At 44.4% G+C, this 8,925-nt stretch carries 10 protein-coding genes; 7 read left to right on the forward strand and 3 right to left on the reverse strand.

The window, feature by feature from the left end:
* The first annotated feature begins 76 nt into the window (after nt 1-76).
* Genes rsfS through VMW01_06945 form a run of 5 tightly spaced genes read left to right on the forward strand, consistent with a single transcriptional unit; the run spans nt 77 to nt 4,179 of the window.
* The gene (gene rsfS / locus VMW01_06925) at nt 77-445 is read left to right on the forward strand and encodes a ribosome silencing factor (GenBank protein HUW05975.1); all 369 of its coding nucleotides are present in this window, start codon (nt 77-79) and stop codon (nt 443-445) included.
* Nucleotides 446-482: 37 nt separating this feature from the next.
* Nucleotides 483-2,459 (forward strand): ATP-dependent zinc metalloprotease FtsH, encoded by a 1,977-nt coding sequence (ftsH, locus tag VMW01_06930; GenBank protein HUW05976.1) that lies wholly within the window; start codon nt 483-485, stop codon nt 2,457-2,459.
* Between the two features lie 17 nt (nt 2,460-2,476).
* Nucleotides 2,477-2,674 (forward strand): DUF2007 domain-containing protein, encoded by a 198-nt coding sequence (locus VMW01_06935; GenBank protein ID HUW05977.1) that lies wholly within the window; start codon nt 2,477-2,479, stop codon nt 2,672-2,674.
* Nucleotide 2,675: 1 nt separating this feature from the next.
* On the forward strand, nt 2,676-3,509 hold the full coding sequence (locus VMW01_06940) for a phosphatidate cytidylyltransferase (protein ID HUW05978.1): 834 nt from the start codon (nt 2,676-2,678) through the stop codon (nt 3,507-3,509).
* 19 nt (nt 3,510-3,528) lie between these two features.
* Nucleotides 3,529-4,179 carry a phosphatidylserine decarboxylase family protein gene (locus VMW01_06945; protein HUW05979.1) on the forward strand — a complete coding sequence of 217 codons (651 nt, stop codon included), beginning with the start codon at nt 3,529-3,531 and terminating at the stop codon, nt 4,177-4,179.
* 73 nt (nt 4,180-4,252) lie between these two features.
* Here VMW01_06945 and VMW01_06950 read toward each other — a convergent pair whose 3' ends face one another.
* Nucleotides 4,253-5,164, reverse strand: a complete 912-nt coding sequence (locus tag VMW01_06950; protein ID HUW05980.1) for a DMT family transporter — start codon at nt 5,162-5,164, stop codon at nt 4,253-4,255.
* 93 nt (nt 5,165-5,257) lie between these two features.
* Here VMW01_06950 and VMW01_06955 point away from each other — a divergent pair, with 93 nt between their 5' ends.
* Both VMW01_06955 and VMW01_06960 read left to right on the forward strand, forming a co-directional pair.
* On the forward strand, nt 5,258-6,361 hold the full coding sequence (locus VMW01_06955; GenBank protein ID HUW05981.1) for an AI-2E family transporter: 1,104 nt from the start codon (nt 5,258-5,260) through the stop codon (nt 6,359-6,361).
* Nucleotides 6,362-6,410: 49 nt separating this feature from the next.
* The gene (locus tag VMW01_06960; protein ID HUW05982.1) at nt 6,411-7,256 is read left to right on the forward strand and encodes a gliding motility-associated C-terminal domain-containing protein; all 846 of its coding nucleotides are present in this window, start codon (nt 6,411-6,413) and stop codon (nt 7,254-7,256) included.
* A 10-nt stretch (nt 7,257-7,266) separates the two neighbouring features.
* Here the strand turns inward: VMW01_06960 and VMW01_06965 are convergent, their stop codons facing one another.
* The gene (locus tag VMW01_06965) at nt 7,267-8,139 is read right to left on the reverse strand and encodes an NAD(P)-dependent oxidoreductase (protein HUW05983.1); all 873 of its coding nucleotides are present in this window, start codon (nt 8,137-8,139) and stop codon (nt 7,267-7,269) included.
* 4 nt (nt 8,140-8,143) lie between these two features.
* Nucleotides 8,144-8,815, reverse strand: a complete 672-nt coding sequence (locus tag VMW01_06970) for a phosphoadenylyl-sulfate reductase (GenBank protein HUW05984.1) — start codon at nt 8,813-8,815, stop codon at nt 8,144-8,146.
* Nucleotides 8,816-8,925 lie beyond the last annotated feature (110 nt).

Raw genomic sequence — 8,925 nt, forward strand, 5'->3', positions numbered from 1 at the left:
GCCAAAAAGGCAAGGTTTTGCGGAAAAAGGTTACCTTTGCCATGGTTTAAGTAAAATTTTGATAAGAAGTTAGAGGATGAAGCAGAGTGTTGATACAGAAGAACTTTTAGCAAGAATTGTTGAAGGAATTCAGGAAAAGAAGGGTAAAGGAATTGTTACTCTTGATTTACGTAAGCTCGATAATGCCATTTGCTCATACTATGTAATATGCAACGCCGATTCTGGCACGCAAGTTGAAGCAATAGCCAACTCAGTGGACGAGGTTGTGCGGGAAAAATGTGGAGAAAAACCATGGAGAACAGACGGATTCACCAACGCAATTTGGATTGTGGTTGATTACTTCGACATTATGGTTCACGTTTTTCGTACCGATGCTCGCGACTTTTACAGGTTAGAGGAAATGTGGGCAGACGCCAAGGCTGTAGTTTTTCAGGATGAGAACTAGCCTTGATGCTGCTTTGTAACAAAAAAAGAAATTTGATATGGATAATGAGTTAAACAGCGGTAAAGCTCCTAAACCAAAGTTTAGCATCTATTGGGTATATGGTATTGTGGCCGTTGCGCTGATAGGTATAAACTACTTTTATACGGCAGGAGGCCCTGTGGAATCCAACTGGCAGGAGGTTAAAACCCAAATGCTGGACAAGGGTGACATCCAGAAAGTTGTCGCTATACGGAACAAGGGAAAGGTTTACATCTACATCAAACCTGATAAACTTGCAGACTTCAAGGACAAACTTTCGAAGGGTATAGGCCAAGTGCCTAAGGAGGGCCCACAATTTTACTTCACCATTGGTTCGGTGGAGACGTTTGAGAAAAATCTTGCCGAAGCACAGGTTAATGTTCCTGATGCTGCTAAGATATTTCCTTCCTACGAAGAGGAACCCGACTACTTTGGGAATATTGTTGTATACCTGCTGCCTATTCTCCTGATCATTGGATTTTGGGTATTCATGCTTAGGCGTATGAATAAAGGTGGCGCAGGTGGTGGCGGCAACATCTTCAGCGTAGGGAAGTCTCGGGCTCAGTTATTCGACAAGGAGTCGAACGTGAAAACCAATTTCAACGATGTTGCCGGACTTGAAGAGGCCAAGGTTGAGATAATGGAGATTGTTGACTTCCTCAAGAATCCTAAGAAATACACCGACCTTGGAGGCAAAATACCAAAGGGTGCTTTGCTTGTTGGTCCTCCCGGAACTGGGAAAACCTTGCTGGCAAAGGCAGTGGCAGGAGAGGCAAACGTACCTTTCTTCTCGCTTTCGGGCTCCGACTTTGTGGAGATGTTTGTGGGTGTTGGTGCATCGCGCGTGCGTGACCTCTTCCGCCAAGCAAAGGAAAAGGCTCCCTGCATCGTTTTTATCGACGAAATCGACGCCATTGGTCGCGCTAGAGGAAAGAATGCCAACTTCTCATCCAACGATGAGCGGGAGAATACTCTTAACCAGCTGCTTACCGAGATGGATGGCTTTGGAACAAATAACGGGGTGATTATCCTTGCGGCTACTAACCGTGCCGATATTTTGGACCGTGCATTACTACGCGCGGGTCGCTTCGACCGACAGATTCATGTGGAGTTGCCTGATTTTAAGGAGCGACTTGAAATTTTCAAGGTGCACCTTCGACCACTAAAGCTCAATGCCAACTTCGATATGGCATTTCTTGCCAAGCAAACTCCAGGGTTTTCTGGTGCCGATATTGCCAACGTGTGCAACGAATCGGCGCTAATTGCTGCACGTAAGAACAAGCCATCGGTTGACAAGCAAGATTTCCTCGATGCCGTAGACAGAATTGTTTCCGGACTTGAGAAGAAGAATAAGATTATTTCTGTAGATGAGAAAAAGGTAATTGCTTTTCATGAGGCAGGCCACGCCACCGTTAGCTGGCTGCTGGAGCATGCCAATCCATTGCTCAAGGTTACTATTATTCCTCGCGGAACCTCGTTGGGGGCTGCATGGTATCTGCCTGAAGAACGCATGATTACTACCAAGGAGCAGCTGCTTGATGAAATGTGTGCCACTCTTGGTGGACGTGCTTCAGAAGAGATTATCTTTAGCAAGATTTCCACCGGCGCTGTTAACGATTTGGAAAAAGTTACCAAGCAGGCTTATGCCATGGTAACCTATTTTGGAATGAGCGAAAAGGTGGGGAACCTCAGCTTTTATGATTCAACCGGTCAGTCGGAATTTGCTTTTGGTAAACCGTATTCTGAGGAAACCTCCAAGGTTATTGACGCTGAAGTAAAGGATATGGTGACCGCATCCTACGAGAGGGCAAAAGATGTGCTTCGTGAAAACGGTGAAGGGCTGAACAAACTGGCACAGTTGTTACTTGAGAAAGAGGTGATCTTTAGCGAGGATCTGGAGATGATTTTTGGAAAGCGTAAGGGGATTACCCCACCGGAGTTGGAGCGTGCATCGCCTGAAACAACGATTCAACCGGAAGGTCGAGTTATTGAATAGCTCAATAGATATACAATATGGAAGGCTGGGTTCTGGTACATTCATTCAACGACGTATTTACTGCTGAAATTGCCCGGCAAGTTCTGCTAACCTCTAATATTGAGGCGGTTGTGGTAAATAAACGGGACTCTTCTTATGTAACTTTAGGTAATGTGGAGTTGTATGTAGAGCCTGCCAATGTGGCGATTGCTAATGAACTCTTAAAGGAATTTTAAATTGAAGTTTAGCAATTTTGTAATCAGAACAATCAGCGGGTTGCTATTTGCCTTACTGGTAATCGGGAGTGTTTACCTTGGACAAATCAGCTTTGCAGTTTTAATGGGAGTCATTTTGATTGGCTCCCTTTTTGAGTTTTACCGACTCTCACTAAAAGTTAGGGTTCGTCCTCAAATGTTCTACGGCGTTGCCCTTGGCCTTCTGCTGTATACCACAACCTATCTTCAAGCAAGTGGGTCGTTGGACTTACCAATTATGTTCTACGCCTTTGTGCCGTTGAGCCTAGGGGTGTTTATTGTGGAGATGTACCGCAACCATAGCCGTCCGTTTACCAATATTGCTTACACCTTGCTTGGTGTTGCGTACATTGCTGGGCCAATGGCCATGATGAACTACATTGCTTTTACTCCATCCATTGGAGGTGCTGTTTACGATTTTCGTTTGGTGATGGGCTTCTTCTTTTTACTTTGGGCCAACGATACGGGAGCATACTTGGTGGGCATGTCGCTGGGAAGAAATAAACTGTTCCCGCGAATATCTCCAAAGAAATCCTGGGAAGGATTTATTGGTGGAGTGGTTATTGCAGTTGCTGTGGGAGCATTGCTCTCTCTGTTCTTTACCGATTACTCACTTAACCTCTGGATTTCACTTGGATTTCTGATCGCTGTTTCCGGCGTATTCGGCGATTTGGTGGAGTCGATGTATAAGCGAAGCTTGCAGGTAAAGGATTCGGGAAACATAATGCCAGGACATGGTGGTTTTCTTGACCGATTTGACGCAGTTTTCTTTGCTGCTCCAATAGTTTTCGTTTATTTGCAGCTTATCGTTGTTTAACCATATATCGTTTAACCGCATGCAGATTCATAAAGAAGGTTACGGCATTTTACGAGTGTTGATTTTCGGACTTGTGGTATTCAATTTGTTGATAGTATTATTGTTGCCCTTGTTTGTTCTATACATCACCGCCTTGGCTTCATTGCTAATGACTCTATTTACACTTCGCTTCTTCAGGGTTCCAACACGGGTAGTGACTTACCAAGAGGGTGTATTAATTGCACCTGCTGATGGCACTGTGGTGGCCATTGAGGAGGTAATGGAGAATGAATTCTTCCATGAACCACGTAGGCAGGTATCCATTTTTATGTCGGTGTGGAACGTGCACATCAATTGGTTTCCTGTTTCCGGCAAGGTTGATTATTTTAAACACCACCACGGAAAGTATCTTGTTGCTTGGCATCCGAAATCATCTGAAGAAAATGAGCGAACTAGCGTAGTTGTTTCAACTCCAACGGGTAAGGCTATTCTGCTTCGCCAAATTGCAGGGTATGTTGCTCGACGCGTTGTGTGCTATGCTACAGTTGGTAATCCGATTACTGCTGGTGACCAGATGGGATTTATTAAGTTTGGTTCGAGGGTTGATATTTTTCTCCCTCTTGACGCCCAAGTGGAGGTTGCTATTAACCAGAAAGTTGTGGGGACACAAACAGTTCTTGCTAAACTCTAGCAATTTTTGAGTTTGGCAATGAAAAGGAGTTTGGCAATTGCCATGCTCCTTTTTTTGTTACGAAAGTTAGGCGTTACAAGAAGAAGAGAGACACCCCAACCAGAGAGATTATTGCTCCGAGGAGTTCTATCAGGTTGAACTTCTCCCTAAAGATTAGAATCGAGGGCGGAATAATTAAAACTGGCACAATGGACATAATGGTGGAGGCAATTCCCGTGGTGGTGTACTGAACCGCTAGCAGTGAAAAGGAGACGCCAAGAAACGGTCCAAAAAATGCACCAAGGGTGATGAACGACATTGCCCTTCTGTTTTTTACAGTGGTCACCGTTTGGTGTAATTTGCCAAGAATAATGAAAAGTATTGTAAAGCCAATAACACCGGTTAATACCCTGATTTGAGAGGCGGCAAATGGGTTATACGAACCCATGCCCAGCTTACTAAGAACAAGTCCACCACCCTGTCCGATAGCTCCGCCAAGCGCCAGCAGCAACCCCCCAATGGGGTATTTTAGCCTTAATTTTCTCGATTTTTCGCCGTTTTCATTTTCTTTTCGCTTGAGCACCACAATGCAAATACCAGCGAAGGTGAGCATAAGAGCCAGCAGCTGCTTGGCGTTCATGGTTTCTCCCAATACAAACCACCCAATCCCGGCTGCAACAAATGGAGCTAAGGCCATAATAAGCATTGATATTCTGGCACCAATAACCACGTATGCCTGAAATAGAAAAAGGTCGCCCAGCACAAAGCCAACCAGACCTGAAATGGATAGCCATATCCACTGCGACGCCGTGGCATCTATGGGGAATGGTAACCCTCTAACAACAAAGTTGTAGCCGGTTAGAAATATGAAGGCTATTACCAATCGGATAAGGTTAACCGATAGGGAGCCAACTTTTTTCCCTGCAATCTCAAAGACAATAGCAGTAATGGTCCAGAAGAAGGCAGTTATTAGAGCCGCAACTTCGCCAATGTGGTTGGTTAGCATATAATTCAATGGGGGTTAAGTGACTTGCAACAAAAAAGTTTATCTTTGATACGTTTGAAGCAAACAGGTTTAATGCCGTAAAGCTACAGAATTATGAATAAGTTGGCACGCTATGTTATCGTAATTGCCGTTGCGGCTTTAATCGGCTTCTTGGTTTGGTATTTCAAAACCATTGTGGCCTATGTTCTCATTGCCGCGGTACTGTCGCTTATAGGCAAGCCACTGGTAGATATACTTGGGAAGGTGCCGCTGTTTCACTGGCGTTTACCAAAGGCGATTCGAGCGGCCTTTACGCTTATGCTCATCTGGTCGATAATCATTCTGTTCTTCCGAATATTTGTCCCCTTGGTAGCTAACCAAGCAAACCAACTTTCCAACGTGAACATTCCCATGCTTGTGGATACTTTTGGCAAGCCTATCATGGGTGTTGAGAAGTTTATTCAGGAGAATATTCCAGCAACTGGTACTGGATTTTCGTTGACCTCTTTGATGGAGCAGAAGGTGTCGTCGGTGCTAAACGAGGCAATGCTGACCAATCTTTTTGGGTCGATTGCCTCCATGCTTGGCAACTTTTTTGTAGCCGCCTTTTCCATTTCATTCATCACCTTCTTTTTTCTAAAGGACGATCGCCTCTTTTTTGAAGGGGTTCTTCTTTTCTTCCCTGAAAAGTATGAGGAGAACGTGACCCGAGCCCTCGACTCCGTAAAGAATCTGCTTACCCGTTACTTTATTGGGATTGTGCTCGACGTATTTTGTATAATTGTACTGGTCACCATTGGCCATACCATTGTTGGTATCTCCTTCAGCCATGCCTTGGTAATTGGACTGCTTGCGGGGGTTCTTAATGTTATTCCCTACGTTGGGCCCATTATGGCAGCATTGCTTGGAGTATTAATTGGCGTTGCAACGCATCTCGATGCTACCTCCTCTTCGCAGCTGGTGCACCTTGCCATCTACATGGTCTTGGTTTATATTGTAGTTGATATGATTGATGCCTTCTTTTTCCAACCTTTTATTTATTCATCAAGCGTAAATGCACATCCACTGGAGATATTTTTGGTGATACTGGTGGCAGGCAGCGTGGCTGGAATTGCAGGTATGTTGTTGGCGATTCCATTTTATACGGTATTAAGAGTATTTGCCAAAGAATTTTTTTATAATTTTAGAGTTGTAAAAAAATTGACGGAGAAGATTTAGACTGTGTTTGCCATAACTGGCTGGTTGTTATTAATTTGAATTTGATTTAATGGCGAAAAATCTAATTGTAACTGTAGCTCTGCTTTTTATAGGAGGCGCTGCAGTGTCGCAGTCAACCGATTTTAATTTTAAACAAATTGAACCATCTACCGACTGTAAGCCAGTAATGCAGTTTGATGCAGTTTCGCCAGCTGCTACTTCTACCTACGATTGGGATTTTGGTGACGGCAACACGGCTACCGGAAGTAGCGTTACCCACGATTATGCTGCAGATGGCCCCTTCACAGTTACTTTAACTACTGATGGCGATGTTGCCAATGCTATGGTTAAGCAAATTCAGGTACAGCCATTCAATTTCTTTACTGCCGTGCACGATAGCACCGTTTTTGGGAACAGCACATACGCATATAAAATTGGATCTCAATTCTTCACAACAAATTCTGCAGGTTTTACCTTCAACTGGGCCATTGCTGATGGAAGTGGCAACGTAGTGGATCCAGCAAGCACCAACTATGCATTCGACTACACTTTTGCTCAGTCTGGGATTTACAATATCACTTTTATACTTACCTCACCCAATGGCTGTTCCGGAACCTTAACTCGCCAACTTGCCGTTGTTGATACCCTTGTGGTTCCCAATGTTTTTACCCCAGACGGTGATGGCGTCAACGACTTTTGGGCTGTTAAAAGTAATGGCGTTGAAAATCTATCGGTAAAAATATTTAGTCGCTTTGGAAGCCTCATATATGAAGACTATGCGGCAGTAATCCTTTGGGATGGCAAAACTTCCTATGGCGAAAAGGTACCTAGCGGGGTATACTACTATGTAATAAAACGCGACGACGCAAATATACCTGCTCAAAAGGGCTTTTTCTACCTGCTTAGAGGAAAGTAATATTCCGCAATTACTCTTTCAATTTATTAAGGAATTGGCTAAGCGCCTCGCTCAATGTGAGGTTGGCTACCAATGGCAGTGCGTTTTCAGCATTGCTCTCCGTCATCTCGAAGTGATGAGCCGTGTATATAATGTCGGGCTGAGCCATTAGCGATGAAAGCTCTTCAACCACCATATTTAAGGTTGAGCTATGGCTTACAAGGTTGAAAATACCTGCCGACAGTTTTCCTGAAATAGCCGATTCAACTTTGCCAATAACCTCTTCTAACCTCGTATAGTCAAAGGTTCCATTTCCACTACCCACAATTTGAATTTTGCCAATAAGGAATCCATCAGTAATCATCTTGTTGAGGAGAGTATCAGTTCTCAAATTGGTGCCATACCCAAAAACATCGGCAAGCCGAAGAATGGTAGCCAATTTTTTCTTTACTAGCCTTTCAATTTCCTCCTCAGCCCTTGCAACCGAAGAGGCATAGGCCGAAGTATGGTTTGTGGCACCTAAGGCTTCGGTGGAGGAGAGGTAAATTAAATATGCTTGCGGGGCATTGGTCTCCAATGCATGCACTAGCTCTGCCGTTCCCCAGTGGTTAACCTGTTCTAGCTGATGGATATCAAAATCGTTGGATGTGTAAGGGGTACCAATTCCTGCTGCATGAACCACCATGCTGCATCCCGAAATTTCTTTGGCGAGGGTTCGGCTGTCGAGAATGTCGGCTTTAACAATTCGCAGCTTGGTCCGGTTGAACTTACCTCCAAGCAACCCTTTTGTTCCTGCTGCAAAGTTGTCGTATACAACCACCAGTGAAACTGCTTCCAGCTGGGTCAGCCGTTGCGCAATTTCGGTGCCTATATAGCCGGCTCCACCGGTAACCAAAACCTTCATTTCTTTAATTTTCAGGGTTAATTATTAGCTCAGTATTCAATCCACACTCTGTCTTTTTCTGACCAAACCACCGCCCATCCCTTTCAGGAAAGTCTAGGCTTGGCTTTTGGGTACAGGGCTCGCAGCCGATACTGCTATAGCCAAGTGGGTCCATGGGGTGCCGGGGAAGATTGAATTCCTTGATGTATTGATAAATTTCCTGCTTGGTCCAGCTAAGCATTGGATGATAGCGAATTATACCGTGAGGAGCCTTTTCTTCCTCGCTCATAGTGCTTCGTACGGCGGTTTGGTCGGCGCGAACACCGTTTATCCAAACGTCGAATTGCGGTAGCAAGCTGTCCAAAGGCAGTACTTTGTTAATGTGGCAGCATAAGTCCGGGTTGCTGGTAAAGAGCAGGTTGCCATCAATATCTTTCTGCATGTTTTTTGGAACTGCAGGTGCTAAGTCAATAATGTTTAAACCAAAAAGGTCGGCAATTTGATCACGGTATTCAATTGTTTTTGGGAATAGGTAGCCAGTGTTAATAAAATAAACAGGGATGGCTTTGTTGATGGTGCTCAGAATATGGAGCAGAACAACGCTGTGCGTTTGGAACGAAGAGGTTGTGAACATGCGCAACCCACGTTTCTGGTAGCCTAGGAGTCTGTCTTTTATGGGGTCAATATCTTTTGCCATAAGTTGCAAAGGTAGTAATTGTCAGTAAATATTCTTTTTGCTCAATTTTATTGGATGAAGGATATATTAGGTTTTTCCTACACCCTTCAAACAACTGAAGAGGAGCGGTG

Origin of the sequence: Williamwhitmania sp., from assembly GCA_035529935.1 — a bacterium.
In the GTDB taxonomy this organism is placed as follows: domain Bacteria; phylum Bacteroidota; class Bacteroidia; order Bacteroidales; family Williamwhitmaniaceae; genus Williamwhitmania.

What these genes read in the sequence shown, in the direction of transcription:
- VMW01_06945 (HUW05979.1), top strand. Translation starts at nt 3,529, where the DNA reads ATGCAGATTCATAAAGAAGGTTACGGCATTTTACGAGTGTTGATTTTC.
- VMW01_06965 (HUW05983.1), bottom strand. Translation starts at nt 8,139, where the DNA reads ATGAAGGTTTTGGTTACCGGTGGAGCCGGCTATATAGGCACCGAAATT.
- rsfS (HUW05975.1), top strand. Translation starts at nt 77, where the DNA reads ATGAAGCAGAGTGTTGATACAGAAGAACTTTTAGCAAGAATTGTTGAA.
- VMW01_06960 (HUW05982.1), top strand. Translation starts at nt 6,411, where the DNA reads ATGGCGAAAAATCTAATTGTAACTGTAGCTCTGCTTTTTATAGGAGGC.
- VMW01_06935 (HUW05977.1), top strand. Translation starts at nt 2,477, where the DNA reads ATGGAAGGCTGGGTTCTGGTACATTCATTCAACGACGTATTTACTGCT.
- VMW01_06950 (HUW05980.1), bottom strand. Translation starts at nt 5,164, where the DNA reads ATGCTAACCAACCACATTGGCGAAGTTGCGGCTCTAATAACTGCCTTC.
- VMW01_06970 (HUW05984.1), bottom strand. Translation starts at nt 8,815, where the DNA reads ATGGCAAAAGATATTGACCCCATAAAAGACAGACTCCTAGGCTACCAG.
- ftsH (HUW05976.1), top strand. Translation starts at nt 483, where the DNA reads ATGGATAATGAGTTAAACAGCGGTAAAGCTCCTAAACCAAAGTTTAGC.
- VMW01_06955 (HUW05981.1), top strand. Translation starts at nt 5,258, where the DNA reads ATGAATAAGTTGGCACGCTATGTTATCGTAATTGCCGTTGCGGCTTTA.